The 26828-nt window shown below is 39.7% G+C and carries 27 protein-coding genes; 9 read left to right on the top strand and 18 right to left on the bottom strand.

All coding sequences use genetic code 11. The annotated features are described in order from the left end of the window. Positions 1-6: 6 nt before the first annotated feature. Complete coding sequence (gvpA, locus tag ACTWQL_RS15710; RefSeq protein ID WP_443143372.1) at positions 7-264, bottom strand: gas vesicle structural protein GvpA; 258 nt, start codon at positions 262-264, stop codon at positions 7-9. Between the two features lie 566 nt (positions 265-830). Here gvpA and ehuB point away from each other — a divergent pair. From ehuB to ehuA, 4 genes are all read left to right on the top strand, one after another. Continuing rightward, on the top strand, positions 831-1664 hold the full coding sequence (gene ehuB / locus ACTWQL_RS15705) for an ectoine/hydroxyectoine ABC transporter substrate-binding protein EhuB (RefSeq protein WP_443143485.1): 834 nt from the start codon (positions 831-833) through the stop codon (positions 1662-1664). 130 nt (positions 1665-1794) lie between these two features. Then, a complete protein-coding gene (gene ehuC, locus ACTWQL_RS15700) occupies positions 1795-2451 on the top strand; it encodes an ectoine/hydroxyectoine ABC transporter permease subunit EhuC (protein ID WP_443143484.1) in 657 nt (218 codons plus the stop codon). After that, a complete protein-coding gene (gene ehuD, locus ACTWQL_RS15695) occupies positions 2448-3119 on the top strand; it encodes an ectoine/hydroxyectoine ABC transporter permease subunit EhuD (RefSeq protein WP_443143371.1) in 672 nt (223 codons plus the stop codon). Before ehuC ends, ehuD begins: the two co-directional genes overlap by 4 nt. Before the next feature lie 45 nt (positions 3120-3164). Next, positions 3165-3956, top strand: a complete 792-nt coding sequence (gene ehuA, locus ACTWQL_RS15690; RefSeq protein ID WP_443143370.1) for an ectoine/hydroxyectoine ABC transporter ATP-binding protein EhuA — start codon at positions 3165-3167, stop codon at positions 3954-3956. 81 nt (positions 3957-4037) lie between these two features. Here the strand turns inward: ehuA and ACTWQL_RS15685 are convergent, their stop codons facing one another. From ACTWQL_RS15685 to yhfH, 4 genes are all read right to left on the bottom strand, one after another. After that, a complete protein-coding gene (locus tag ACTWQL_RS15685) occupies positions 4038-4625 on the bottom strand; it encodes a hypothetical protein (protein ID WP_443143369.1) in 588 nt (195 codons plus the stop codon). A gap of 8 nt (positions 4626-4633) precedes the next feature. Further along, the gene (locus tag ACTWQL_RS15680) at positions 4634-5812 is read right to left on the bottom strand and encodes an Alp7A family actin-like protein (protein ID WP_443143368.1); all 1179 of its coding nucleotides are present in this window, start codon (positions 5810-5812) and stop codon (positions 4634-4636) included. 718 nt (positions 5813-6530) lie between these two features. Then, positions 6531-7814 carry an isocitrate lyase gene (gene aceA, locus ACTWQL_RS15675; protein WP_443143367.1) on the bottom strand — a complete coding sequence of 428 codons (1284 nt, stop codon included), beginning with the start codon at positions 7812-7814 and terminating at the stop codon, positions 6531-6533. Positions 7815-8140: 326 nt separating this feature from the next. Then, the gene (yhfH, locus tag ACTWQL_RS15670; protein WP_221567469.1) at positions 8141-8278 is read right to left on the bottom strand and encodes a protein YhfH; all 138 of its coding nucleotides are present in this window, start codon (positions 8276-8278) and stop codon (positions 8141-8143) included. A 387-nt stretch (positions 8279-8665) separates the two neighbouring features. On the opposite strand from yhfH, the gene ACTWQL_RS15665 reads away from it, so the two are divergent. Continuing rightward, a complete protein-coding gene (locus ACTWQL_RS15665) occupies positions 8666-9682 on the top strand; it encodes an LLM class flavin-dependent oxidoreductase (protein ID WP_443143366.1) in 1017 nt (338 codons plus the stop codon). A 150-nt stretch (positions 9683-9832) separates the two neighbouring features. Here the strand turns inward: ACTWQL_RS15665 and ACTWQL_RS15660 are convergent, their stop codons facing one another. From ACTWQL_RS15660 to ACTWQL_RS15630, 7 genes are all read right to left on the bottom strand, one after another. After that, positions 9833-11185, bottom strand: coding sequence for a dipeptidase (locus ACTWQL_RS15660; protein ID WP_443143365.1), 1353 nt, complete (start codon positions 11183-11185; stop codon positions 9833-9835). A 108-nt stretch (positions 11186-11293) separates the two neighbouring features. Beyond that, positions 11294-12790, bottom strand: a complete 1497-nt coding sequence (locus ACTWQL_RS15655; protein WP_443143364.1) for a glycoside hydrolase family 32 protein — start codon at positions 12788-12790, stop codon at positions 11294-11296. Between the two features lie 575 nt (positions 12791-13365). Further along, entirely contained in the window at positions 13366-14775 is a 1410-nt protein-coding gene (locus ACTWQL_RS15650; protein WP_443143363.1) for a sucrose-specific PTS transporter subunit IIBC, read from the bottom strand. A 216-nt stretch (positions 14776-14991) separates the two neighbouring features. After that, positions 14992-15981 (bottom strand): LacI family DNA-binding transcriptional regulator, encoded by a 990-nt coding sequence (locus tag ACTWQL_RS15645; protein ID WP_443143362.1) that lies wholly within the window; start codon positions 15979-15981, stop codon positions 14992-14994. 42 nt (positions 15982-16023) lie between these two features. Then, positions 16024-16743 carry a sulfite exporter TauE/SafE family protein gene (locus ACTWQL_RS15640; protein WP_443143361.1) on the bottom strand — a complete coding sequence of 240 codons (720 nt, stop codon included), beginning with the start codon at positions 16741-16743 and terminating at the stop codon, positions 16024-16026. Positions 16744-16784: 41 nt separating this feature from the next. Further along, positions 16785-17405, bottom strand: coding sequence for an NUDIX hydrolase (locus tag ACTWQL_RS15635; RefSeq protein ID WP_443143360.1), 621 nt, complete (start codon positions 17403-17405; stop codon positions 16785-16787). Between the two features lie 135 nt (positions 17406-17540). Further along, complete coding sequence (locus ACTWQL_RS15630; RefSeq protein WP_443143359.1) at positions 17541-18326, bottom strand: cupredoxin domain-containing protein; 786 nt, start codon at positions 18324-18326, stop codon at positions 17541-17543. 195 nt (positions 18327-18521) lie between these two features. Here ACTWQL_RS15630 and ACTWQL_RS15625 point away from each other — a divergent pair, with 195 nt between their 5' ends. Further along, on the top strand, positions 18522-18683 hold the full coding sequence (locus ACTWQL_RS15625; protein WP_443143358.1) for a hypothetical protein: 162 nt from the start codon (positions 18522-18524) through the stop codon (positions 18681-18683). A gap of 12 nt (positions 18684-18695) precedes the next feature. After that, entirely contained in the window at positions 18696-19433 is a 738-nt protein-coding gene (locus ACTWQL_RS15620; protein ID WP_443143483.1) for a nuclease-related domain-containing protein, read from the top strand. A gap of 565 nt (positions 19434-19998) precedes the next feature. On the opposite strand, the gene ACTWQL_RS15615 is transcribed toward ACTWQL_RS15620, so the two are convergent. Further along, positions 19999-21501 carry a malate:quinone oxidoreductase gene (locus ACTWQL_RS15615; protein WP_443143357.1) on the bottom strand — a complete coding sequence of 501 codons (1503 nt, stop codon included), beginning with the start codon at positions 21499-21501 and terminating at the stop codon, positions 19999-20001. A 323-nt stretch (positions 21502-21824) separates the two neighbouring features. On the opposite strand from ACTWQL_RS15615, the gene ACTWQL_RS15610 reads away from it, so the two are divergent. Next, positions 21825-22175 (top strand): hypothetical protein, encoded by a 351-nt coding sequence (locus ACTWQL_RS15610; protein WP_443143356.1) that lies wholly within the window; start codon positions 21825-21827, stop codon positions 22173-22175. 183 nt (positions 22176-22358) lie between these two features. After that, on the top strand, positions 22359-23057 hold the full coding sequence (locus tag ACTWQL_RS15605; RefSeq protein ID WP_443143355.1) for a YetF domain-containing protein: 699 nt from the start codon (positions 22359-22361) through the stop codon (positions 23055-23057). Positions 23058-23074: 17 nt separating this feature from the next. Here ACTWQL_RS15605 and rlmH read toward each other — a convergent pair whose 3' ends face one another. From rlmH to ACTWQL_RS15580, 5 genes are all read right to left on the bottom strand, one after another. Then, positions 23075-23554: a 23S rRNA (pseudouridine(1915)-N(3))-methyltransferase RlmH gene (gene rlmH / locus ACTWQL_RS15600; protein ID WP_443143354.1), complete on the bottom strand. Its 480-nt coding sequence runs from the start codon at positions 23552-23554 to the stop codon at positions 23075-23077. Between the two features lie 82 nt (positions 23555-23636). Beyond that, positions 23637-23795: a CxxH/CxxC protein gene (locus ACTWQL_RS15595; protein WP_443143353.1), complete on the bottom strand. Its 159-nt coding sequence runs from the start codon at positions 23793-23795 to the stop codon at positions 23637-23639. Between the two features lie 84 nt (positions 23796-23879). Further along, positions 23880-25082, bottom strand: a complete 1203-nt coding sequence (locus ACTWQL_RS15590; protein WP_443143352.1) for a S1C family serine protease — start codon at positions 25080-25082, stop codon at positions 23880-23882. 142 nt (positions 25083-25224) lie between these two features. After that, entirely contained in the window at positions 25225-26037 is an 813-nt protein-coding gene (locus tag ACTWQL_RS15585; RefSeq protein ID WP_443143351.1) for an MBL fold metallo-hydrolase, read from the bottom strand. Beyond that, positions 26015-26827 (bottom strand): two-component system regulatory protein YycI, encoded by an 813-nt coding sequence (locus tag ACTWQL_RS15580; RefSeq protein WP_443143350.1) that lies wholly within the window; start codon positions 26825-26827, stop codon positions 26015-26017. Before ACTWQL_RS15580 ends, ACTWQL_RS15585 begins: the two co-directional genes overlap by 23 nt. Position 26828: the final 1 nt, after the last annotated feature.

Here is a 26828-nt window from a genome sequence, read left to right as displayed (position 1 = left end):
TGATGATCAAAAACTTAATTGTCCTTGTCGTTCGTTCCCTTGAACCCATCCTTCCTCTTGGACATCATCGCGAAGCAATCCTACTGCATTCGCATATCTCAACCATGTATCTACACTTGCGATAACGACTCTTGCTTCTACGGTCAATATTTCAATTCCCACGAGAGATACTCTAGCGAACGCATCAATTACGATTCCTTTATCTAATATCCTGTCAATGACTTCTGCAAGACTTGAACTATCCGTACTTTTTTGAACAGCCATACTGACATTCTCCTTTCGATTTAATTTTAGAGTGATAAAGGGTCTAACCAATTTAATATTTGAATGTTAGAGGGAGTATACCCCCTTTGATTTGGTATTAAAACCACCGTTGGATAAAGGTGGAAAAGATATTCCGTTTTTTTCATATAATATTGTCGAATAATATTTTCTTGTAATGAAAGTTTCCCCATGTTTAAAGGAATTTTAACGGTTTCTATTTTGAGAATAAAACAAACGTAACAATTACATTACAAAGTAATAAATTGGGAACCGATGATCAAATTGGTTTCAGGATTATGAATAATTGACAATTTTTGAGGATATCAGAGGATAAGTGAGAATATTCAAACTTTTCTAATCTCTAAATTCTATATAGCTTTATATTTGAATATATAACCAAATTTGGTCTTTGTACCCTGAAATCGAGTCCCCTATACTTATAAGATAGTTCTTTTGTCACTCAAGCTGATTCCTTTCAAAAATACTTTCCGTCTTTTTTTATGTATAAAACTTTTAAGGAGGTTCAAAAATTGAAAAAAATTTCGTTATTTATCTTGATCGCCACAATGTTTTTATTAGCGGCTTGTGGAAATAATTCAGATGCTGACAGTGATGGCTCTACCCTTGAAAGAGCGAAGGAAGAAGGCAAAATCACAGTTGGTTTTGCAGGTGAAAATCCATATGCATATGAAGACGAAAATGGAAAACTTACCGGGGAAGCTGTTGAAATTGCCCGGAAAATTTTCAAAGAGATAGGCATAGAGGAAATGGAAGGTGAGTTAGTAAAATTCAGTTCTTTGATTCCAGGGCTGAAGGCTGGAAAGTTTGACGTCATTACTGCTGGTATGTACATAACACCTGACAGATGTAAAGAGGTTGCATTTGGGGAACCAGAATACAGTATCGGGGAAGCACTCGCAGTACAAAAGGGAAACCCGTTGGATCTTCATAGCTATGAGGATATAGCTAATAATCCCGATGCTAAAATTTCAGTCATGAATGGTGCCATCGAAATCGATTACTTAAAGGCTGCTGGAGTTAAAGAAAGCCAAATGGAAATCGTATCTGATATTCCAGCGAACATTTCATCACTTGAATCCGGGCGTGTCGATGCAATCACGATGACTGGTCCTACTCTTGAAGCTGCTCTCGAAACAGCAAATGCAAAGAATATCGATCGAGTGGAAGATTTCGCACAACCTACTGTGGATGGAGAAAGTGTTCGTGGGTATGGTGCCGCAGCGTTTAACCCGTCAGACGAAGAACTTATCAATGCTTACAATAAGGAGCTCGAAAAATTGAAGGAATCTGGAGAACTATTAGAAATCATTAAACCATTCGGCTTCACAGAAGAGGACCTGCCAGGAGATAAGACAGCAGAAGCTTTATGTGGCGAATAGGCTCCATTCTCATATAGCAAGTACGTTTTTGAGGCAGGCGCTCTTAAAAAGGAGGGCCTGTTCTTTTCTTAAGTTCATTTTCTGTGAAAGATTAGGTCCTTACGATCAAAATTGAAGGATGTGAGACAACATTAACGTTTATTTGGACATTTTAAATAAATTATTACCTGCAGGATGGATGACGATCAAAATATTAGTTACAGCTGCAGTATTGACCTATTTGATCGCTTTCATAGCCGGTCTAGGCAGAGTATCGCAGTTCTCCAGCATACGGACCTTGACCATGCTTTACGTTGAATTATTCCGAGGCACCTCCTTACTCGTGCAAATGTTCTGGATCTTCTTCGCTTTGCCTGCTTTTGGGGTTGAATTTTCAGCCTTCTGGGCAGGAGTTTTAGCATTGAGTCTAAACTACGGAGCTTATGCTTCTGAGGTTGTAAGAGGCGCAATCCTGGCGATTCCCAAAACACAGACAGAAGCTTCCATCGCGTTGAATATGACTCGATGGCAACGATTGAAATTAGTCATTCTACCCCAAGCATTCCGGATCATGCTCCCAGGTTTGGGGAACAACTCGATTGAACTCCTGAAAGGAACATCCCTTGTATCCCTGATTACATTAGGGGATCTCACCTATCGTGGCTTGATCATCCAAAATACGAACCTCAGCTACACGGTTCCTGTGTTCATTCTCTTATTAATTCTCTATTTTATAATCGCTTTGCCACTTATCATCATTGTGCGGCGACTAGAAGCTAGAGCATCGAAAGGAGTGGCGAAGGCATGACTTGGGATTGGGCGTTCGCAATAGAAGTTTTCCCGGAAATATTCAATGTAATCTGGCTTGTAATCGGAATAACATTTGGGGCTTATGCAGTAGCCCTGGTATTTGGCCTGATATTGACCTTTGCCCGGCGTTCCAGCTTCAAGCCTCTATCTTGGATTGTGTACGGATTTATTGAATTTATACGGAGTACTCCTCCGTTAGTCCAACTATTTTTTGTTTATTTTGCCTTACCGTTGATCGGCATTTCTCTTAATAAATATGTTGCTGGAATCCTTACCCTGGGAATCCATTACAGTACGTATGTGTCGGAAGTATACCGTTCTGGGATTGATTCAATTGAAAAAGGGCAATGGGAAGCTGCAAGAGCATTGAACTTTACCAAATCACAGACTTGGTTCAAAGTCATACTTCCTCAAGCCATCCCCCCTGTGATTCCTATGCTTGGAAATTACTTGATCATTTTATTTAAAGAAACGCCACTTTTAATGGCAATCGGGGTAGTTGAATTTCTACAAAAAGCATTCTTGATTGGAGCAGATCACTTTAAATACCTCGAACCATTAACCATTGTAGGTTTACTATTTCTTTTGCTCAGCTACCCATCTGCTTTACTTATCAACAGACTGGAAAAATGGTCGAATCAAGCTTATGGAAAGGGCAGCCGTTAAAAAAATAACCCAACCTAATGATTGATGAAGAGAAAGGACGGACCAATGACAAATAATGCAATTCAAAATCAACCACTTGTTAAATATGAAAAGGTTACAAAGAAATTTGGTGATTTAGAGGTTTTAAAAGGACTAGACCTTGAAATCAATCCTGGAGAAAGAGTCGCATTGATCGGCCCAAGTGGTTCAGGGAAAACTACCATCATCAGAATGTTAATGACACTGGAGGAACTTACTGATGGCGTCATAATGGTAGACGGTACACCCCTATGGCATAAAGAAGTGAATGGGAAGTTGGTGCCCGCTGATGAAAACCATTTACGCAAAATCCGAGGGGATATCGGTATGGTTTTCCAACAATTCAATCTATTCCCCCATATGACGATCCTGAGAAATGTAACTGAAGCTCAAATCCATGTGAAAGGTACTCCTAGGGATGAAGCTGAAAAAAGGGCAATTGATATGCTTAAGAAGGTAGGGCTTGGAGAAAAAATCGATGCTTATCCTCTTCAATTATCTGGCGGTCAACAACAGAGGGTTGCCATTGCCAGGGCAGTGGTCATGCAGCCGAAAATCATGCTGTTCGATGAGGTCACTTCTGCGTTAGATCCTGAGCTCGTTGGGGAAGTTCTACAGGTTATAAAAGAAATTGCAAAAGAATCGGATATGGCCATGATTCTCGTCACACACGAAATGGATTTTGCAAGGGATGTAGCCGATCGAATCGTCTTTCTGCACGATGGACTGATTGAAGAACAAGGAAGCCCTCAAGAAATTTTTGAAAACCCACAAAGCCCTAGACTTCAATCCTTCCTTAAGCGGTTCTTGAGTACTTAATTCATGATCGAGCTATCAAATACCATGGATACAGGGGCATCAAAAAACAAGTAGCGGGATTTCATCGCTACTTGTTTTTCTTTACTTATTCATACTGGAAAGAAAATCGCCTAATGGATCATCGTCTTCTTCAACCTCATCTTCTTGTTGCGATTGAAGTTCATTTTGCAGGTTCTCTAAGTTGATTCCATCAAGGTCCTCATCGTTTTCTACCCATTTCTGTGCTACATCTTTATCTTTACCGGAACTGTACGCGTCTGACTGGAAGCTTGTCAATGCAGCGGCTGCCTCATCTTCTTGTAGATATAGAGCTTCATCAATATCGATTGAACTGCTGTTCAGTGATGCGAGAAGCGTCGTAGCACGCATGGGATCATTAATCAAATGGAACAGGATGCTTCCGAGCAACGCTTCTGAGTGCTCATGCTTGATCCAATTCCTCTGTGCTTTTGTCAACTGCTTTGGCAAAGGGATTGTAATCGTTTCTCTCTCTTTCGCAAAGGTTTCGTTCACTCCTTGCAATACATACTGCGCTATTTTACTAGAAAAGTTTCTTCTCTCAGTTTCTTTTAGCCTTTGCAGTTGTTTTAAAAGATGATCCGGTGTATCTGAGGGTACACGAAACGTGATCGTCTGCCCCCGTTCAACACCTTTTTTTGAACCACTCATACACTCACCTACTTAGCTGATGCAGTCGCTTTCTTTTCATCTTTCGTCTCTTTTGTGTTCTTACGGATGAAATCTGAAATCAATTTATAGTATGCGTTTGCCATCATCCAGACACTTTCGTTCTCATCCTCAAAGAATTCAATATTGAATCCGTCCAAATTATTATTCAGCGTCTTCAAATAATCCTTAAGCACCGCAGATCCCCCACCTACGAAATAGCAAATCTCTGTTTGGGAATTACGCTGCCAAACGTTTCGCAAATAACGATATTGTTTTTTCGCAAGTTCCAAGAGGATCCGGTCTGTTATGTCATGGACATTCGTACGGCTTCCTTTTACCATGATGTGATGACGATTGTTCTTTCTAGTGATGATATCGACCACATCTCGTCGGCTGTCCAGTTCTACTCCGTGCTTTGTTAAAATTTCATCCCGGATTGCCTCAAGTGATTCTGCAACACCCAGGTTGAAACCTTGTGCTTTATCATCATCCACATTCCGGTTACGAATGACTGCGATATCTGTCGAAAGTCCTCCGATATCTTGAATGAGGATTTGTTTGTCAATCAACTCTTTATTAATGATGTTGAGATCATTATCCATTACTAAATTGACAAAAGCGGCGAATCCTTCTGGATATACTTTTACTTCATCGAATTTGATATTCACTTTCAATCCTTGATAACGAGGGGTCACCAGGAATTCAACCTGGTGTACAGAACCCAACAATTGAGAACGGTAGCCGACATCTTTCCCTTCCTTGACTTCCCTAAGTGGTAAACCTGTCCCCAGCGTATAATTCGCTTCAATTACTTTTTTATTGTCATTGCTTTCTTTCCTGCCGTAACCCACCGCGTCTAATGCGATTGAAGCAAACAACATGATCAATGTTTGATCTTCTTCTGATTTACTGCTTCCTGGATCCAACTCTGTTGAATTACTCGTTTTTGTCGCCAAATTACCCACACGATAAACGGCATTGTTTTCTTTTAGCGCTGGAGAATGGACACGGATATGTATATTATCAATCGGGTCTTTTTCGTCCAATTCCTCAATTCCAATGACAGGACGATCTTCCATATCTCTCGCAATGACATTAGGAATGTACAAAGCATTTTCAAGTTTTCCAAAGTTCGCTTTTACTGCATCATTACCAACATCAACTGCAGCAACTCTTGATTTAGTCATACTAACATTACCCCTCTCAGAGAAAAGTATTTAATAGATTAAACTTATTAGACAATCGACGAATAGTCAATGTGTCTTTTTTCGTGTTCTTTTTCGTGTACATGTACACATTTTGCAAACACTTTATATATCAGTATGTGTACAGATTTGTTTACTTGTACACGTTTTTGTATACTTTATGTTTACTTTTTGTGTACATGTATACATTTTTGTGTACATTCCATTATTTAGTAGATTATTCCTCTCCCCTACTCTCTAGTAAACAATATAAAATGAAGATAAAGTCGATTATTTGTGCCTTATGTTGTAATTTATTGTCATATTTACAGAGTGATATGACATGAATAGATACAGAGAAAAGATTTGATAGTGGGGCTGGAAGGGGTGGATCGAAGTTCGATTTGAAATATACGATAAAACCAGTGCAATATAAGATATTTTTAATTTTTTTGAAAGGATGTGTTGGTGAATTGATGAAGAGGTGCAAATGCATAAGAATAGGTCTATTAGATTACAAAAGAGGAAGAAGACTCAATTAATTATTGGGATAATATTATAATTAGGGGTATGCTGGTAAGCCGTTGTTAAAATGAAAAAAATCGTGCAGAATGATAATGAGAGAATACCTAAATAACACACCATAAATAGAATGCAAAAACTCCCCTCCTATTCCGCTGAACAGGAGGGGAGTAAATGGTTGAATATTGTTGATTCTTTCCTAGTTAGCGGATCGGAATTGATCACTTTCTGTCGAGCCTGTGAGTGCGGTTGTAGATGAAGTACCCCCTGAAATGACCTTAGCTACTTCATCAAAGTAACCCGTTCCAACTTCACGTTGATGCCTTGTTGCTGAATATCCGTATTTTTCGCTGTTGAATTCAGCTTCTTGCAGCTCAGAATATGCAGCCATTCCTCGATCCTTGTATTGTCTTGCCAATTCAAACATGCTGTGGTTTAAGGCATGGAAGCCTGCAAGAGTGACAAATTGGAACTTATATCCCATGTTACCAAGCTCTTTCTGGAATTTAGCAATCGTCAGATCATCTAATTTAGCTTTCCAGTTGAATGAAGGTGAGCAATTGTATGCAAGTAGTTTACCTGGATATTTTTCATGAATTGCATCAGCAAATTGTTTCGCTTCCTCAAGGTTCGGTTCGGATGTTTCACACCATACCAAATCTGCATAAGGTGCGTATGAAAGTCCCCTTGCAATCGCTTGATCAATGCCCGCCGTTGTACGGTAGAATCCTTCTGGTGTGCGTTCACCAGTGATAAAATCTGCATCCACCGGGTCGATATCACTAGTGATAAGATCTGCAGCGTTCGCATCCGTACGAGCAACAATAATCGTCGGTACCCCCATGACATCTGCTGCGAATCGCGCTGATATCAAGTTACGGACGGAAGTTTGAGTTGGAAGCAAGACTTTCCCTCCTAAATGCCCGCATTTTTTCTCAGAAGATAATTGATCCTCGAAGTGAACACCAGCTGCTCCTGCTTCAATCATACTCTTCATAAGTTCGAACACATTCAACTGACCACCGAAACCGGCCTCAGCATCTGCTACAATCGGAGCGAACCAATCAGTATCATCCGATCCTTCCATACACTGAATCTGATCAGCACGTTGCAGAGTCTGGTTGATCCGTTTCACAACCTGAGGAACACTATTGGCTGGATAAAGACTTTGGTCAGGATACATATTGCCTGAAAGGTTTGCATCGGCAGCAACCTGCCACCCGCTTAAGTAAATTGCCTTCAACCCTGCCTTAACCTGTTGCATGGCCTGGTTCCCTGTCAAAGCACCAAGAGCGTTGATATAACCATCCGAATTAAGGAGCTTCCAAAGCTTTTCCGAACCATGTCTTGCTAGTGTATGTTCAATTTCAATTGAGCCTCTTAAACGTACTACATCCTCACCTGTATAGGGTCTCGTAACCCCTTTCCAACGTTCATTATTCTTCCAATCGCGCTCTAATTGTTCGATCTTTTTTTTAATCAATGATATATCCTCCCTTATCTTTATCAGCTTAATTTTAGGTAAGCTTGAATCATCCATTTTGATTCACGAATATCCTTGGTTTTCTGTAACAAATCAGAGTCTTTACCGACATGGGTTTACTAGGAATGTCACTTCTAAACGTTTAATAAATTGATATTTCTTTCCTCGATTACTTTTTTGTTATGACCATTAAGTATTCATATAAAGAAAACTTGGCAAAGTCAAGCCTTAGGCGCAGGCTTAGCCTTAGTTGCGCTTATACTGAAGAAAGTATTTTATACTTTCTTCAAGTGAGAAATAGAAAGGACGAGGTTCCCCTCATCCTTCTATTCTGCTTTCTTAGACAAGCAGTGCTCACACTCCATGAAATATGACTCAGCCTGTTCCACGATCGTCTGTCCACATTCAGGACATTTTTTCTTGGGCAAGTTTTTGAAAAATTGAACCGGATTTTCCAAAGCCATTTGTAATTCCTCCTTTTTTGTTTTAATTCCCTATTTCTTTTTCTGTTATAGTACAGTATACATAAATCATATTATTTTGTGTACCCATTTTTTGATTTTTTTGAAATTTATTAATTTATTACTTAAAACCCTGTTATATAGGCTTTTTTGTATTCAAAAAATTTTTATAGACAACTGGTTCTGTTATATTACAGAACCTTGATATTAAAAATGACCATAAAAAAAGCTCCATTAAGGAGCTGTTATATGACAACAATATTAGATGATTCATTCTAAGATTATTCATAACAAATATGGGAACCTGGTAATACCAGGCATACTTTTTTATAAGTGAACTGATTATTGATAAGATTAATCAGTAACTATATAAAAGAAAGAAGTGAGAGTATGTCATCAGAACAAACATTCATAGGTATTCCAGTTTCGGTATTAGATCTTTCTCCTATCTTAGCTGGTGGTACACCCTCTGACTCTTTTCAAAATACAGTAGATTTAGCACAACATGCTGAAAAATGGGGATATAGACGGTATTGGCTGGCAGAACATCACAATATGCCAGCAATTGCGAGTTCTGCTACCTCAGTAGTAATCGGTCATGTTGCTGCAAACACTTCTTCGATACGTGTAGGCTCAGGTGGGATCATGCTGCCGAATCATGCACCACTTGTGATAGCTGAGCAATTCGGGACCCTGGAAACATTATTTCCTGGAAGGATTGACTTAGGTCTAGGAAGAGCACCTGGAACTGATCAGAGAACTGCATATGCACTAAGACGACATCACAAACAGGATGCTCAAGACTTCCCAGAGCAGTTAGAAGAACTTCGCAGCTACTTCGATCCATCGAAAACTAATGAAAACATGAAAGTACGAGCTTATCCAGGTGAAGGATTGGACGTTCCAATCTGGTTATTAGGGTCAAGTGGTTTCAGTGCTGAATTGGCTGCACGAGAAGGCTTACCGTTCGCTTTTGCCAGCCATTTCTCACCCAACAACACTCTTCCTGCACTAGAGGTATATCGCAACTATTTCGAACCATCCGATGTACTTAAGGAACCTTACGCAATGGTAGGTGTCAATGTAATCGCAGCTGATACGGATGAAGAAGCACAATGGTTGGCAACTTCATTACAACAACAATTTTTAAATTTGATACGAAATAGGCTGGGTCCGCTACAGCCTCCTGTGGAAAGCATGGAAGGAAGATGGACTGAATATGAAAAGGCAGCATTGCAACAACAATTAGGAGGCTCTATCATCGGAAGTCCTGAAACTGTAAAAGAAAAGCTTAAGAGGTTTCTTGAGGAAACGAATGCAGACGAACTGATTGTTGCTTCTCAAATCTATGACCATAAAGCACGGTTACATTCATACGAAATACTCTCAGAAATTATGGATGCCTAAAGAAAACTTCGCACTGCCAAGCTTTAGTGCAGGCTGAGCCTTAGTTGTCCTAATATTGAAGAAAGTATTTATACTTTCTGTAAATGAAAAAGAAAGGAGCCTGTTGAATTGAATTTTCAACATGGCTCCTTCTTCTTGTTCAATTCGTTCTCAACCTAAAGATTTCAGATAATGACAGACGGTTTCTATTCCAAGCGTAAAGTTTTCTAAATGGAAATGCTCGTTTGGTGCATGGAGATTTTCGGAAGGTAAACCAAAGCCCATCAGTACAACTGGAGCATCCAGTACTGTTGAAAATACCTCTACAATCGGTATGGAGCCACCATCTTTAGGGAATAGAGGTTGCACACCATATACCGTTTCATATGAATCTGCCGCTTTTTGTATCATCGGATTCTTGGAGTTTAGTAAGACAGGCGCAGCTTGGATCGATTGTTTCAATACAGCCTTTGAACCTGCGGGTTTGTTGGTCTCGACATGCTTTTTAATCTTTTCAAAAACGGTTTGTGGATCTTGCTTACCAACAAGACGGCAGCTGATCTTTGCACTCGCCTCACAAGGAACAATCGTCTTGATCCCTTCTCCCTGAAATCCAGCAGTAATCCCGTTTATTTCAAGTGTTGGCCGAATGCCGGTTTGTTCAAGGAAAGTAAACCCTTCTTCACCAAATAACGCTTCCAATCCTAACTCTTTCTTCTTCTTCTCTTCATTAAATGGAATAGCAGCCACTTCCTGCTTCAATTCTTCCGTAGGATCTGGTACTCCTTCGTAGAATCCTTCAACGGCTACTTTTCCATTTTGTTCGTGTAAGGAGTCTAATAGTCTAACGAGATTATGTGCAGCATTTGGAACTCCTCCGCCATATACACCAGAATGAAGATCGGAGTTTGCTGTTTTCACGAAAAGTTCCAAAGCCAGCGCCCCCCGAAGAGACGTACAAATCGCTGGTTGTCCTCTTTCAATGAACGAAGTATCGGAAATAAGCACTGCATCACAAGATAGCTTGTCTGTATGTTGTTTTATGAAAGGGGGCAGATTCGGGCTTGCCTGTTCCTCTTCGCCTTCGATGCAAAGCTTTACATTTACTGGCAGTTTCCCGTCTTCATCCATCAACGTTTGAAGGGCTTTTACATGAATGAAAAGCTGGCCTTTATCGTCTGTGGCACCTCTTGCATAAAGCTTGTCATCTCTTACTTCAGGTTCAAACGGAGGCGAATCCCATAATTCTATCGGGTCCGCCGGTTGAACATCATAATGGCCGTATATCAATACAGTAGGCTTATCGTCCGCGTGCAGCCAGTCTGCGTAGACAATTGGATGTCCCACTGTTTCTACCATTTCAATGTTTTCCATACCGATCTCTTCAAGTGATGCAGCGAGCCACTCTGCCGCCATTCGCACATCCTCTTTATGCTCGGGAAGCGTTGAAATACTCGGTATCTTTAAAAACTCTTTCAATTGTTCGATATATGCCGTGTTATGTATTATCTTAGAATCTTTCACACTGTTAACCTCCTTGAAAAATACTGATCCATATTTATAAGTATAACAGTAAAAAAACCCACAGAAACGTTCTCTGTGAGCTTTTTTGTATCATCCTCTAAAATTGTCCTATGGGTTCTTGTTTGCTTCTCTCATTGCCTTTTCAGAAGTTTGGTACGTATACCCGGTCAAATCCCACTTCCATAAATCAAAGGTGACTGACCCAGACGCTGAAAAGTGGATAGAAGCGTTCTTTTTATCGGGAAAAATCCGGGCAGTAAAGACTTCCTCACCCTCATTAACAAAGACCTCGATGGAAGAATGATCGATGAACAATTGTAATGTCTCTAGCTTCGATATCTGACAACTTCTTGATTCTATAGACTTATTGTCAACGTTCTTCCTTTCAAGGGTAAGCACTTTTGTTTCGTTTTGATAAATCACTTTTGCATAGTCGAATAGATCGATTTCAAAGCGGTTGAAAGCATCTGCGTCCCCAAACTTTAAAAATACTTCCATGACAGCCCCATCAAGTTCAGAAAGATGCAGCGATTCGTCATTTACCTTGAGATCTTTCTTTTGAAAAAGGTTCCGTCGCATCTTTTTAAGTTCTTTCACAGGGCTTTGACGGATTTTCCCCTTTTTTACGCGAAGTTCTCTCGGAATGGTCATATTGTGGATCCATTTATAAGCCCGAGTTGGCTGTTTTTCTTCATCCTGGTCTGGAACCCCCATCCATCCGATTAATATTCGCCGCCCTTCATCATCTAGAGTAGTCTGTGGAGCATAAAACTCAAAACCACGGTCAAGTTCACAGAAAGGACCATGATGAAGAACAGCACGATCATAGTCAAGTTCACCAATAACATAGCCCGATTGATGAACATTGTTATAGTGAATGCCTTGTGATCCCAGGCCTTGGGGAGAAAACATGAAAACATCTATATCATCCAAATGGAATAAATCCGGGCACTCCCACATATAGCCAAGATAATCGTGTTCTTTTGAGCTTGAAATTTCGCCTTTCAACTCCCAACCCATTAGATCATCTGACGTGTAAAGGACTGCACACCCAAGTTGTTCCTTTGTTTGAGCGCCGATTATCATATACCATTTATCTTGATGTTTCCATACTTTAGGATCACGGAAATGGGCTGAATACCCTTCTGGCAAATGGATGACGACTCCTTTTTTCTCAAAATGGATCCCATCCTCGGAGACAGCTAAACATTGATAGGTCTCGCGTTCTCCCTTATCATTTTTGACATTACCCGTATAGAATACGTTCAGTTTTCCCTCATGGTTGACTGCACTTCCGGAATAACAACCATTTTGTTCATACCATTCACTTGGCGTCAGTGCGATCGGTTGCCATGTCCAATGAATAAGGTCGCGAGATGAATAATGTCCCCAGAACTTTGCTCCATGTCCTGTTTTAAACGGCATCCATTGGAAAAAAACATGAAACTCGCCTTTCCAATGGATGAGTCCATTCGGATCGTTCATTAATCCTACCGGAGGCATCAAGTGATAATCCAGGCGGTATGGGTCACTATCCACTACCTCTTGATATTTTTTTATCTCTTCATAAGCTTTCTTTCTTAATGAGCGGTCCTTGTTCTGCATGATACCTCTCCTCTGTCTATCTGAATGTTGCTACATTACCAATAGTAAGAAGACCCTGTATCTGGACAAGGTCTTCAATACCTTATAAGCTTTTTAAATTTGGCTGTTTTCGCAAACATTGTTGCTCTTGCACTTAAAGAAAGTATAAAATACTTTCTTCAGTATAAGGGCAACTAAGGCTCGACCTACACAAGGCTTGGTCTCGCCAAGTTTTCTTTAAAAGTCGTTGATTTCCGCTCCCGGATGCTCGCTTTTCGCGGGGCGTGCGGTGACCCCACTCGTCGTTTTGCGACCTCAGGAGTCTCCTTTTCAAGGAAGCATTTGTGCTCCTGCGTCTACAAGAAAGTCCTGTCGAAGCGAGCTTTCTCGTCGCATGCCTTGCGAGGAGATTATTCAGGTAGTAGGCACGCTGATCCCGTAGGACAAGGAAAGCTTCGGCAGCGTTACATCGCACGAAGAAAATGCGATTTTCATTTTCGAGGAGTCTCGCACCTTGCTCTCCAATCAACTTGCACAAGGTGATTTTTTAAAAATAACTCATAAGCAACAATCTTTTAGAAAAGAGCCTTAAATTTTTATGCTGTTTCTTTCTGAACTGGTTTATTTTTTTCCGAATAGCCAATGACCCATGTCAGACCGAACGCCACAGCTATTGAAACAAGATTGACGAGAATATAGAGCAGGATTTGGTCATTTAAGAACAATAGCGTACCTGGGATCACTGTGATCGCCATACCCGTTGCTTTCAGTCCGAAAAGTGTTGCCATAAAACCTCCTACTCCTCCACCAATAAGACCCATGACAAATGGTTTTACATAGCGTAGGTTAACCCCGAAGATAGCTGGTTCTGTAATTCCTAAAAAGGCAGAGAGGGCTGATGGAAGTGCCAATGCCTTCAGTTTTTTCGATTTTGATTTTAGACCGACTGCAAGAGCGGCTCCACCTTGTGCAGCTATGGAGCATGTGATGATCGGATTGAACGGATTATTGCTGAACCGTTCCAAAAGCTGAATTTCCAAGAAGTTGAATATATGATGAACCCCAGTTACAACAATGATTTGATGGAAGAAACCGATAATTAATCCACTTAACCCGAATGGCAATTCCAAAATTGTAAGTGTCCCTTGGAGTATGGCCTCTTCGACAGCATGGAAAACCGGTCCAATCACCAATAGGGAGAGTGCAATCATGACCAATAGCGTCAAAAATGGTGTAACAATCAAGTCTAAGACTTCAGGCACCATTTTTCGAATCCGTTTTTCTAATTTCGCTCCAACAAGACCAGCGATAAATGCGGGTAAAACAGAACCTTGATAACCGAGTACCGGAATGAATCCTAAAAATGTGAGTGGTTCTGCGTCACCTGCTGCTACCTCCCATGCATCTGGCAATGAAGGCGATACTAACATGAAACCTAATACCAATCCTACAGTTGGATTACCACCAAAAACCCTGAAAGTCGACCATGCAATTAAAGCAGGTAAGAAAATGAAGGCAGTATCAGTCAAGACCTGCGTAAATAAAATGAAGTTCTCTGAAACATCATCTGGTGTCATCCCGAAAAGAGCGAGAATTTGTTCCTGCATCACAAGACCACGCAATCCCATAAACAATCCAGTTGCAACTAGTGCTGGAATGATGGGTACAAATACATCTCCAAATGATCGTATTGCACGTTGAAAGAAATTTCCTTGCTTTACAGCTTCATTCTTCTGTTCATCTTTAGTAACTTCCGTGACCCCGAGGTTGGAAAGCTCCTCGTAAATTCGGTTTACAGTGCCCGTCCCTAAAATGATCTGGTATTGACCTGAATTGTAGAATGCACCTTTGACTTTATCAATGGACTCGACCTTTTCTTGATCGATCAACTCCTTATCATTCAGCATGATACGGAGTCGAGTAGCGCAATGGGCAATTGATTGGATGTTTTCTTTGCCGCCTATTGCGTCAATGATGCTTTGAGCGATGTGTTTATTCTCAGACATAATACAAACCCTTCCTTTCTTAGCATAAAGTATTTGTTTTAATTCTGATTTTTATCTACCACTGAAGCGAAGGATCGGGAAGCTTGTAAACGCATTCAAAAGTTCCTTGTGTGAACGATTCCACATTTCTTTAAAAAATAATATTACACGCACCCCGTCTAACGTGTGAACGATTCCACACCGGTTATATAAAAAATGATAACGTTTTCACGTGCATTATACACTATTTCTCACGATGAGTCTATAGTTTAATGTAAAGCTTTTATATTCAATGTGTTTGTTTTCCAATTTCTCAAGCATGTATTTCGCAGCTTTCTTTCCTGCTTCTTCATTAAAGTAATCGACAGTGGTCAATGGGGGCGTAATGTATTTGGACAGATCCGATGCACCAATTCCTACTATCGCTATATCTTCTGGAATAGAGATGTTTCTTTCTTTTAAATATTCAATTGCTCCAATGGCCATTCGGTCTGTAACGGCAAATATCGCCGTCGGACGTGCCTTCGATTGTGTGAGAATTCTATCCATCGCTTCATAGCCGGATTCATAGCTGAAATCACCTGTTTGCAGCCAATTCTCATCCAACTCACAATCAAATTTCCCACAGGTATCTAAAAATGCTTTTTTACGTAGATAGCCGACTGCACGGTCTTTTTCATCCACACCTATAAAAGCAATTTTCCGATGGCCCCGCTCAATAAGATGTTCCGTCAATTCGACAGACGCATTGTAATCATCATATACGATTGAAGTGACCCCTGGCAGGTCTTGGCCTAAGGAAATGAAAGGTACTTTAATCCCTCTAATCGCTTCGAGAAGACGATCATTAATATTTGTGGCTAGCAAAATGATTCCGTCAACCTGCTGCCCTTGCAATAGTTTGATATATTCGATTTCTTTTTCATCATTGAGCTGGGTATTTGCAAGTAACGTTTGAAAACCGAATTTCGATAATTCCCCATTGATCCCGTTTACGACTCTACTGGCTGTTTCCGTACTGATTTTAGGCAGAATCACTCCAATAACACTTGAGCGCTTTGTTCGGAGTGATTTAGCTTGTGCACTTGGAATGTATCCCGTTTCTTTTATGGCTTTAATGATCCGCTTTCTCGCTTCTTCACTCACATAACCATTATTGTTTATGTAACGTGATACTGTCGTACGCGATACATTTGCCAGTCTTGCAATATCTTTGATCGTTGTCATTGCCTATGCCTCCGTATAGTCCTTATCTGCATTTTACCATAATCAAACAGACCAATTTTCACTAAGTAAGTAAATTGCCGTAAATAGCAGGATGATATATGTGAAGATCCGGAAAAGTCTTTGATTGATCTTTTTAAATAACCGCTGACCTAAAAACAATCCTACTAATACTAATGGTAAAGCATACCCGCTCGATAGCCATACCGTTGGATTCGTTCCTGCAAAAACAACTTGGATGAGCAGACTCATTGAATAGATGAATAAATAGAAAGCTAATGTGGTCCCCCGCAATCTTTCCTTCTGTGTATCTGTTCCCGAAAAATAAAGTAAGATCGGCGGACCAGGCATACCGATGCTTGTGGTCAACGAACCGGATAATCCCCCGACAACCAAATCCCGATTCTTACTTTGATTCATTCGAAATTTGAAAATCAATAGTACAGTCAATAGGAAGATGATCAAACTAATCCCCAATTTCAACTTGGTCATATCCAATGATAAAAAAACGATGATGCCTAACGGGAGGCCGATCGTACTCCCGATCACAAACCTTTTTAAAATTCCAAAATCAATATCTTTTCTGATTTTCGATATTAAAGCACAGGAAATGATTAACGATAATATCAAATTAATCTGTATCGCTTCAGATGGTTCAAACAGCAATAAAAGAAACGGGGTCGCAAGAATTGAAAAGCCGAACCCTGTGCTTGTCTGCAGTACCGAAGCCACCAGAATGATCAGAATGAAGATGACACTGTCCAAGAAAACACCAACTTTATTTCCAAGAATAATTGCTTATACGATCATTTCTCTATAAATTCAACGAATGCATGCAGGATCCTTGCAGTAAGCCCCCAGATTACCTGACCTTCATAAACATAGAAGTATTCTTCGATTTTCCGTGTCTGCCATTGGTAGTCTTCACCATTTGCAATCAGATGAAATGGAAAACCGTCTTCCGGCTTCACCTCGAAATTTACATAATGAATCTTTGGTGGTGTGTTTTTGAAAAATGATAGCGGAACTGTAAACACTTCCTCTACCTCAGCAGGGTTCGGTTCAATATCTGCATCTGAACAATTTATAAAGCCTACATACGTATTCACCATCATACCAAACGGGGAAAGCATATAATCAAAAGGAGAAACATCTGTAATCTCCTCGTCTGTAATCCCTAGTTCTTCTTTTGCTTCTCTTACCGCCGCATCTTGCGGGTGTTCGTCCTGAGCATCCACTCTTCCTCCTGGAAAGCAGATTTCCCCCGGCTGACGCCTCATATTGAGTGAGCGGACTTCAAACAAGAGATGTAGTCCGTCTTCCTTTTGGATTAATGGGAGAAGGATCGCGTAATGATTCAACACCTTGTTTCCGATAATGGTAGGTGTATGGTCATTCATTTTCCGAATAATATCTTCTCGTTTCATAAGTACACTCCCAGAATCGTTTCCTTTACTATAACAGAAGAAACCCCTGTTTTTGGATTGTAAGTTTTCGTTGGAAAAGAAAAAACCTCACTCTGGGAAGAATGAGTTTAGTGGATAAGCTTTCTTATTGAGGATTTACTTCGGTACAACAGTTAACTCTCCTTTGATTTTATCACTGTAGTAATCATGGTGTGATTTGCATTCATAAACATAAGTTCCTGGTTCTGGATCCACAACAATCAGCCCTGTTCGTCCTTTTTCCATATGAACACTGGTATTTAGCTCAGGAAAGCTGAGAATATGGCATTTATTCTCCGATTCATTTCGTATTTGGAGTACGATCGGTTCACCTGCCATCAATTCCATATTTGCTGGTTCTACAGAGTCTGGTTTCATCACAATAGTCGGGAGCTTTTTGATTGTATTTGCGTTTATTCCAGTAACCCAATGTAACTGTAAATAAAAACTGATGAACAAACCCATGATCGTTGCACCATAAACAGCTCCCTTAACCTTCGGGAACCAGATAGGCACCTGATGATTTGGATGAAAATTTGTGACTAAACCTGCGATAGAAGCAAACAATATCGTGACCACCGAAAGTGCACTAAGGAAGCTGATTCCTATAAAAGGATTGCTCGCTTCCAACATTGCATTATATTCTGGGTCAATGTTCCTGGTCATTGATATGATAAGTGAAGGGATAGTAAGAATAGTGAATAAGAGTCCGTAAAGGATGCCGATGGACGGTATCCACTTCCATTTTATTTTGAATAGAAGGATTGCAATGATCAATGAAAGAACTGCATTCATCAGATGAATAGGAGGAAAATGCCGTAAAATGAATGCGCCTGAAAATATGATCGTTACAACTTGCAAAAGAAAAAGTGTCGCAGCAAACTTCGTATAATGATTAATCATTGTTCTCCCCCTAAATAAGAACCCCTTTTAATAATTACCTCATAATAAAATTTGGGAGAACATTACTTTATACCCATTTTTGTAATATTGGAAATTGTAATATTATATATTTATTTGTATAATTTGGGTGTTGCCATCATCTCACTTAAAAATAATGATCTCAGATAATGAGCTTAGAGAGAAAGGAAGGGACTTTTGTTACTTAAAGCACGAACGGAATCGTATGAACTCTTGGCATTGCGCTCCTTAAACACACGAATGCAGTTAACTGAAAAGGAAAAGATTCACTATTTAAATCTTGAAAAAGGCTTTGAAGGAGAAGTGCATTTTGACTCCCTGGCAGCAGAAAGTCTTTAAGAAGAAAGATATATAATTAACGACTTGTTGCTTAAAATGAATAACTCCTATTTTCAAATTGACTCATTGATTATTTCACAAGGCGTTATCCATTTATTAGATATAAAGAATTTTCAAGGAGACTGTTACTTAGAGTCTGATAAACTTTTTTCAAGGAAAACGAACCGTGAATATAAGAATCCTGTGGACCAGATAAAAAGAAGCGGCACTCTGTTCAGCCAACTCCTCCAAACCCTCAAGCATAATTACCTTTTAGAAACCTTCGTTATTTACATCAATCCCGAATTTACTTTGTATCAAGCCCCAATGGAACAACCCTTTATTTTACCTACGCAGTTAAATCGTTTTTTGACAGATTTGAATACCACTCCATCTAAGTTGAATAATGGACACAAGAAACTAGCCCAACAATTAATTTCTTTACATCAAACGAAAAACCCATTTACGATACTACCTCAATATAGTTATGAAACGGTCCAAAAAGGGATTTACTGTAGGAAGTGTAAATCATTTCGCATTACTAAAAGAATTAATGATTTTGTCTGTGGAAAGTGTGGAGAACATGAAAAGATCGATCTAGCTATTATTAGAAGTGTGGAGGAATTTAAACTATTGTTTCCTGAGCGAAAGATAACTACCCCAAATATCTATGATTGGTGCAGAGCGGATATAAATAAAAAGACAATTAGCAGAGCATTGAAGAAAAACTATACATTGATTGGAAAAACAAGCGATACGTATTATGAATAAAATAAACGACTAATTTTTTCATGTGAAAATTTTTATGAAACCTTCACTCTATTTTTTCATTCTAAAAGTGCCTTGTGTTCGGACAGCTTTCCGCTTTTTCCTTCTCTTCCTGTCCGAAGTTAGCTCGTGTTCGGACAGCTTTCCAATTTTTCCTTCTCTTGCTGTCCGAAGTTTGCCCGTGTTCGGACAGCTTTCTGCTTTTTCCTTCTCTTGCTGTCCGAAGTTTGCCCGTGTTCGGACAGCACTCCGCTTTTTTCTTCTCTTACTGTCCAAAGTTTGCCTGTGTTCGGACAGCACTCCGCTTTTTTCTTCTCTTACTGTCCGAAGTTAGCCCGTGTTCGGACAGCTTTCCAATTTTTCCTTCTCTTGCTGTCCGAAGTTGGCCCATGTTCGGACAGCTCTCTGCTTTTTCCTTCTCTTGCTGTCCGAAGTTGAGAAGTTGACCCGAATTCACCCCATCTTTCAATCCGAACAGCAACCATAAAAAGAACCTTTAATCCAAAGATAAAGATTAAAGGTTCTACGTTTTAGTAATCTATTATTCTCTCACCACATACGAAAAGAATTAACGATAGGCTGGTTCTTTTTCGCTTAAACCAAGCGCGTCAGCTGTTGAGGAATGAATTTCACGTATAAGCTCAGGATTTTCCACGAGTGACAAGCCATAAGAAGGAATCATTTCTTTTATTTTCGGTTCCCATTCTTTCATGTGTTGCGGGAAGCACTTTTCTAATACCTCTAGCATAACGTGCACTGCAGTAGAAGCACCTGGAGATGCCCCAAGCAATGCAGCGATCGAACCATCAGCGGCACTGACAACTTCCGTGCCAAATTGAAGGGTTCCTTTACCGCCTGCCTCAGTATCTTTGATGACTTGTACACGTTGGCCCGCTACTACTAACTCCCAGTCCTCACTTTTAGCGTCTGGAATAAATTCTCGTATAGCTTCCATGCGCTTCTCTTTCGATAACATCACTTGCTCGATCAGGTATTTCGTCAACGACATCTCTTTCACACCTGCAGCTAACATCGTTAGGAGATTATTCGGATTAACAGAAGTAATCAAATCTAAATTCGAACCTTTCTTTAAAAACTTAGGTGAGAATCCAGCGAACGGCCCGAACAGTAACGATTTTTTATTGTTGATATATCTTGTGTCCAGGTGCGGAACAGACATTGGAGGAGCCCCAACCGGCGCTTTTCCGTATACTTTTGCATGATGCTGCTTTACAACTTCCGGATTGTTGCATACCATAAATTGTCCGCTTACCGGGAATCCCCCTATCCCTTTTCCTTCAGGGATACCAGATTTTTGGAGTAAGTGCAGGCTTCCACCGCCGCCGCCAATAAAGACGAACTTTGCTGTATGACGTACGACGTTACCGTTATCAAGATTCCGTACTTTCAATTCCCACGAGCCGTCGCTAGCACGTTTCATATCCTCAACACTATGTTTATAGTTTATATCAACGTTATTACTCTTCAAGTGATCAAACAATTTACGTGTTAAAGCGCCAAAGTTGACATCCGTTCCAGAGTCAATTTTTGTTGCGGCTATCGGTTCATTCACTTTACGACCTTCCATTACGAGCGGAAGCCATTCCATTAGCTTTTCAATGTCATCAGAAAATTCTATGTCTTTGAACAGAGGATTGTTTGACATCGCTTCAAAACGTTTCTTTAAAAACGCTACATTCTTTTCCCCTCGTACGAAACTCATATGAGGCAATGACATGATAAAGTCCTGCGGATTCCTTATCATCTTGCTGTTGACAAGATAAGACCAAAATTGTCTTGAAAGCTGAAACTGTTCATTGATTTTTATCGCTTTGCTAATATCTATAGATCCGTCTGGTTTTTCGTTTGTGTAATTAAGCTCACACAATGCAGCATGTCCCGTTCCTGCATTATTCCATTCGTTAGAGCTTTCCTCACCTGTTTTTTCAAGCTTTTCAAACACTGAAATTTTCCAGTCCGGTACTAATTCTTTCAGGAGTGCTCCTAAAGTCGCGCTCATGATCCCAGCGCCAATTAAGATTACGTCTATTTTAGATTCTCTGTTGCTCATTTTTACCATCCTTATACCTTTGATTTACAGTAAAGCCCAGGGAAACCTTATCTCTATCAACCATATCATAGTGTAGTTACAATAATTTAAAGATTTTAACGAATTTCTACTATTCTCTGATAATTATATACCATTTAAGGCTGGTAAAAAAGGGGAGTCCTTTACACAGGCCAGGAACATGCAAAAAAATACAAGGAATCAGCTTGTTTGAAGGGGTGAGGCTTTGGTATCAATTACCTTTTCGTCTTCAGTTTAAACAAAAAAAAGCTTCAACAGTATGATACCTGATTTCTTGGAAAATATATAAGACAGGAGGGATCGATATGAACAATAATAACCTGACTGTTGAACAATTCAATCAGTTAATACAGCAATGGAGCGGAAAGAATATTAAAATAACCAAACAGGAACTCGGTGATCAGGATACCATCATTATGAAATTAGATGATATTTCTTATCATAATGATACAAGAAGAATCGATGACTACGAATCATTGCATTCGATTCATTTAATTGGCGAAGGAACAACTGAAACGGGTCCACAAAATGCACAGCCTCTCCCTACTTCTTCTTACAAAATTCCACTCGAGGATACCACTCGTTACCAATTTGATGACATCCGATTTTCTCTCGTTAATGAAAGAGGGACTTATACAATCGAACTTTACGATTAAATGCTCGATTAGATAAAACTAAAAACGAATTATATGGACTGTCCCAAAAGTTCTGGGCAGTCCTTCTTTTCTCATATTTCATTAAAAATCTTTTTTATGAAAATGTATTTATCGATATGAGTTTGGAAAACATAATAGTGTAATAATTTTATAGATTAAGTTTTAATCTGGGGGAAATAAACCGTGGAACTACTACACATGTCTAGTAAGCTTGTTTTAGGTTTTTTTTTGCTTTTTTTACTAATTAGAATTATAGGTAAAAAGTTGATAGACCAATTCACGCCATTTCATTTTATTTCTGCAATTGTCCTAAGTGAATTGTTAGGTAATGCTGTTTATGAAAAAACAGTTCCAATTTCGTATATTTTATTCTCTATACTTTTATGGGGAAGTTTACTATTTTCCGTTGAATACCTATTGCAAAAGTTTCAACATTTAAGAAGTTCTTTTGAAGGAAAACCTTCCATGGTTATTCGTAATGGGCAGATTGATTTTGAACAGTTGAAAAAGAGTCGTATGAACATTAATCAATTACAAAGTCAACTTCGCCAAAGTGAAATCTTCTCCGTCAGAGAGGTGGCATTCGCCCTGATTGAATCGAATGGTTCAATTAGCATATTAAAAAAATCACCCTACCAAAAAACTACCTTACAAGATTTTAATATGCCTCCCCATCCCGTTTATTTACCGATAACACTGATCAGAGACGGTGAATTGATCAAAGCAAATTTAAAAGAAATCAATAAAGATGATGAATGGCTTAGAAACCAGTTATTAGCCAATGGGGTAAGTAAAATTGAGGACGTCCTTTTTGCTGAATGGTTAGAAAACGATGGATTATTTGTTGTTCCTCATAAAACACCTCAACATCAAAAAATTTGAAGCAATGATTAACATTGCTATTTATGGTACGGTTCACCTCGATTGATCTTAAAAGCCCTGTAAATCTGCTCAACGAGGATCAACCGCATAAGTTGATGAGGAAAGGTCATTTTAGAAAAGGATAATTGGTCATTGGATCTGTTTAAAACTGCTTCGCTCAATCCTAATGAGCCTCCAATAACAAAAGCTACTTTTGATCTTCCATACGTTGCGAGTTGATCTAGATTCTTTGCGAGCTGCTCTGAGGTCTGTTGTTTCCCTTCAATGGCAAGAGCTATGACATGCACATCCTGCCCGATCTTCGCAAGGAGCCGTGAGCCTTCTGCATCTTTCACCTTCTCCATCTCATTCTCACTCAATTGTTCTGAAGCTTTTTCATCAGGAACCTCGATTACCTCTATTTTGGCATAGGGGCCAATCCGTTTTACATATTCAGCGATTCCTTGCTTCAAATACTTCTCTTTCAATTTTCCAACGGTGATGATTTGTATATTCACAGGTTGTCCACCTCTATAAACACGTTATCCACAAAACTTATCCACATATACACATTTTCTATCCACATTCTGTATAGGAACATTAGTTTGACACCATATATATGGCGTTATTTTCGCAATATTCACAGGTTGTGGATAATTGTTCTGCTTTTGTGAGTTCTTTCATTTCTGGTGCAGTTTCATATTCATCGACAATGATATCTAGTGCAAGTTCAACATGTTCTTTGCAGCATGCGATCACTTCTTATCACTTCCTTGTGTTCTTTTCCATATAAGACTAGTGTAGCACAATCGGTTTTCTTGCATGAAAAAGGGAGAGTTTAAATTACTCTCCCGTTCCTTCTGCTTCACCTAATGTCATCGTTGTCGTTTTCTTTTCTCCTTCACGGTAATACGTAATTTCCATATCCTCGTCGATTTCTTTGTTTGAATACAGATGTTTTCGTAACTCTGCTGGTGAGCCGACTTTTTCTCCATCAAGCTCGACAATGACATCAAATTCTTTCAAACCTGCTTTTCCTGCTGGAGAGTTCGATTGGACACCCATTATGACGACACCTTGGTTTATATCGTTCGGAATCTTAAGCGTTTGTTCCCTATGATATCGCGAGACTTGCGCTAGTGGTGCTATTTCAACTCCCATGTAGGGACGTAAAACTTTACCGTGGCTTTCGAGATCGGCAATGATCGGTCTAGCAACGTCTGAAGGGATTGCAAATCCAATTCCTTCTACAGATTGCTGGGCAATCTTCATCGAATTGATACCAATCACTTGACCTTTTATATTGATTAAAGCACCGCCGCTATTACCTGGATTGATTGCTGCATCCGTCTGAATGACTTCAGCCTGCCAATCAGGTTGACCATCTTGATTTGGATCGACTCCAATCGTACGGTCAGCAGCGCTTACAATTCCTTGTGTTACTGTTCCAGGAAAGTTTCCGAGAGGGTTTCCGATTGCAATTGCCGGTTCCCCTGGCTTCAAATTACTGGAACTACCAAATTCCGCGACTTCCTTAATTTTGCTTCCATCAACTTGCAAAACAGCCAAATCCATAATTTGATCGGATCCTAGCAGTTCAGCTTCTAATTTGGTTCCATCTGCTAAAGCAATTTCGATTTGAGTCGCCTTCGCCACCACGTGTGCATTGGTAACAACGAATGCTTTGCCGCCTTCTTTTTTATAGATGACCCCGGACCCTACTCCTGTCGGGTTTTCTTGTGAAAACATGCTGGACTTTTGAATATTCTCAACTTCGACGACAGCACCTTGTGCCTTTTCCACTGCTTCTGTTATGGCTGTATTGACATCCACGTTCACCGTTTCGTTGGTCACATTCTGTTCTGTATCACCAGCGGCATCCTTATTGGGATTCGGTTTAAGATCACCCGAAAATAAACCGAAGTCAGTTGCAAAAATGACTAAAAGAGCGCCTAGCAAAACCCCAGTCAGACCCATTAGAAAACTTCTTGATCTGTTCCCCTTTGATTTTTGAGGATTACGATAGTCGTGATCATAGTAACCCATTTATCTCATCATCCCTTTCAGTTATCATTGTTATTCCCATTATAAGCAAAAAAAACCGCCAGCTATCGGAATTTGGGTGATTTTTGACATTTGTCAACCACATACTATATTTCCGTTACTGAAGGTTTTGAAACGGTGTTCTCTATACAGTTGTAAGATCTGTAGGCACTTCTGCATCGGTATCATAAAGGGCGAATTTTTCACCAAATTCAAACCCGCGTTTTTCTAAGGTTTGCTGTACCGACATCCTTGCTAGATCTTTCATATTGTTATCTTTGCTTAAATGAGCCAAATAGATGCGACGTGTTTTGTCACCGATGATTTCAGCCAGAGCTTCACCTGCATCTTCATTAGACACGTGTCCTTGATCTCCGAGAATCCTACGTTTTATGTTCCAAGGATATTTCCCCATCATCAACATATCGATATCGTGATTCGATTCGAAGATGATCATATCAGAGTCTTTTACAGTTCCTTTGATCCGATCACTGACATAACCCATATCTGTTGCAAGGGTCAGTTTCTTTTCCCCATGATGGAAAACATAGAATTGAGGGGATGCGGCATCATGTGAAACGCCAAATGATTCGACATCCAGATCACCGAAGGTTTGTACCCGATCACACTCAAAGTGAAATTTCAAATCCGTAGGAATCTTGCCGATTTGATTTTCCATAGCGAGCCAGGTTTTTTCATTTGCGTAAATGGGCAGCTTGAAACGCCGTGATAAAATCCCTAAACCTTTGATGTGATCACTATGTTCATGCGTTACGAGAATTCCATCAAGGAACTTCGGATCACGATTGATCTTTTTAAACAATGATTCTATTTTCTTTCCACTTAGCCCAACGTCGACAAGCAAACGGCTTGAATCGGTTTCAACATAACATGCGTTACCTGTACTACCACTGGCTAAAACACTGAATCTCACGTTATTCCTCACTTTCTTCTTCATCTTTTTCAAGGGAGATGACGGACGAATCTGTAGCATCCACCATTAACTCTTGTTTTTCCGTCACGATATGCCAACTTGGAACAAACACTTTCCAGCCACCATTGGTGATTAATGTGAAGTAGACGGGTTTGATATCTTTTACCGTAGTCTCAGGGGTTACAGCATCAACTAATAAAGCCTCTTTAGCTGTAATCAACTTTTGTTCTTCTTGCTGTTTCGTAATATCCATGGAAGTAAGACGATAGCTTGTGATTTCATCTTTTTCATTCAGCGAAACTTCAATGAGACCTGTTAAATTATCCTGCGTAATGTAATCGTTGAAATAAAATGGGATCCCTTGCTCATCAATCTGTCTGAAAAGATGAAGATGCCGATCTCGATCGTATTTCCAATATTCATATTGATCAGCATTCGGTACATAACTATTGATGAAGTTTTGTAGATGACCAACTACTTCCTCTTCACTGCTTGAGGAAATGTCAATCGGATCCTTCAATTTTGAATTGATGATTTTATCACCAAATACGCTGACATCTTGCTTCTTATTCTTATCGGTAAATTCCTTTATCATTTTATCATCAAATAATGTGGCAGTCCCGCTGGCAAGAGAAAGCTTTTCCGGTATCTCCGGATATTCTTTATTATATTTGATTGCATCGAGCTTTTTTAACGTCTCTTCTTTTAACGTATCAAATTCTTGATATCGTTTTTCGTAAAATTGTGTGCCGAGATAGATATTCAATATCAGGAAGGAAAATATGAAAATGGTTTTTATACTCTTCCAATCCATT

The organism is Pseudalkalibacillus sp. R45 (assembly GCF_052246725.1).
Taxonomy (GTDB): domain Bacteria; phylum Bacillota; class Bacilli; order Bacillales; family Fictibacillaceae; genus Pseudalkalibacillus.
Note: the sequence above shows the minus strand (reverse complement) of the source record. Positions and strands in the feature narration are given on the sequence as shown.

Excerpts from the sequence above, each read along its gene's own strand:
- yhfH (WP_221567469.1), bottom strand. The coding sequence starts at position 8,278 with ATGGCTTTGGAAAATCCGGTTCAATTTTTCAAAAACTTGCCCAAGAAA.
- ACTWQL_RS15645 (WP_443143362.1), bottom strand. The coding sequence starts at position 15,981 with ATGACAACGATCAAAGATATTGCAAGACTGGCAAATGTATCGCGTACG.
- ACTWQL_RS15610 (WP_443143356.1), top strand. The coding sequence starts at position 21,825 with ATGAACAATAATAACCTGACTGTTGAACAATTCAATCAGTTAATACAG.
- ehuB (WP_443143485.1), top strand. The coding sequence starts at position 831 with ATGTTTTTATTAGCGGCTTGTGGAAATAATTCAGATGCTGACAGTGAT.
- ACTWQL_RS15680 (WP_443143368.1), bottom strand. The coding sequence starts at position 5,812 with ATGACTAAATCAAGAGTTGCTGCAGTTGATGTTGGTAATGATGCAGTA.
- ACTWQL_RS15580 (WP_443143350.1), bottom strand. The coding sequence starts at position 26,827 with ATGGATTGGAAGAGTATAAAAACCATTTTCATATTTTCCTTCCTGATA.
- ACTWQL_RS15635 (WP_443143360.1), bottom strand. The coding sequence starts at position 17,405 with ATGAAACGAGAAGATATTATTCGGAAAATGAATGACCATACACCTACC.
- ehuD (WP_443143371.1), top strand. The coding sequence starts at position 2,448 with ATGACTTGGGATTGGGCGTTCGCAATAGAAGTTTTCCCGGAAATATTC.
- ACTWQL_RS15685 (WP_443143369.1), bottom strand. The coding sequence starts at position 4,625 with ATGAGTGGTTCAAAAAAAGGTGTTGAACGGGGGCAGACGATCACGTTT.
- ACTWQL_RS15655 (WP_443143364.1), bottom strand. The coding sequence starts at position 12,790 with ATGCAGAACAAGGACCGCTCATTAAGAAAGAAAGCTTATGAAGAGATA.
- ACTWQL_RS15665 (WP_443143366.1), top strand. The coding sequence starts at position 8,666 with ATGTCATCAGAACAAACATTCATAGGTATTCCAGTTTCGGTATTAGAT.
- ACTWQL_RS15630 (WP_443143359.1), bottom strand. The coding sequence starts at position 18,326 with ATGATTAATCATTATACGAAGTTTGCTGCGACACTTTTTCTTTTGCAA.
- ACTWQL_RS15650 (WP_443143363.1), bottom strand. The coding sequence starts at position 14,775 with ATGTCTGAGAATAAACACATCGCTCAAAGCATCATTGACGCAATAGGC.
- ACTWQL_RS15585 (WP_443143351.1), bottom strand. The coding sequence starts at position 26,037 with ATGAAGAAGAAAGTGAGGAATAACGTGAGATTCAGTGTTTTAGCCAGT.
- ehuA (WP_443143370.1), top strand. The coding sequence starts at position 3,165 with ATGACAAATAATGCAATTCAAAATCAACCACTTGTTAAATATGAAAAG.
- ACTWQL_RS15615 (WP_443143357.1), bottom strand. The coding sequence starts at position 21,501 with ATGAGCAACAGAGAATCTAAAATAGACGTAATCTTAATTGGCGCTGGG.
- ACTWQL_RS15590 (WP_443143352.1), bottom strand. The coding sequence starts at position 25,082 with ATGGGTTACTATGATCACGACTATCGTAATCCTCAAAAATCAAAGGGG.
- gvpA (WP_443143372.1), bottom strand. The coding sequence starts at position 264 with ATGGCTGTTCAAAAAAGTACGGATAGTTCAAGTCTTGCAGAAGTCATT.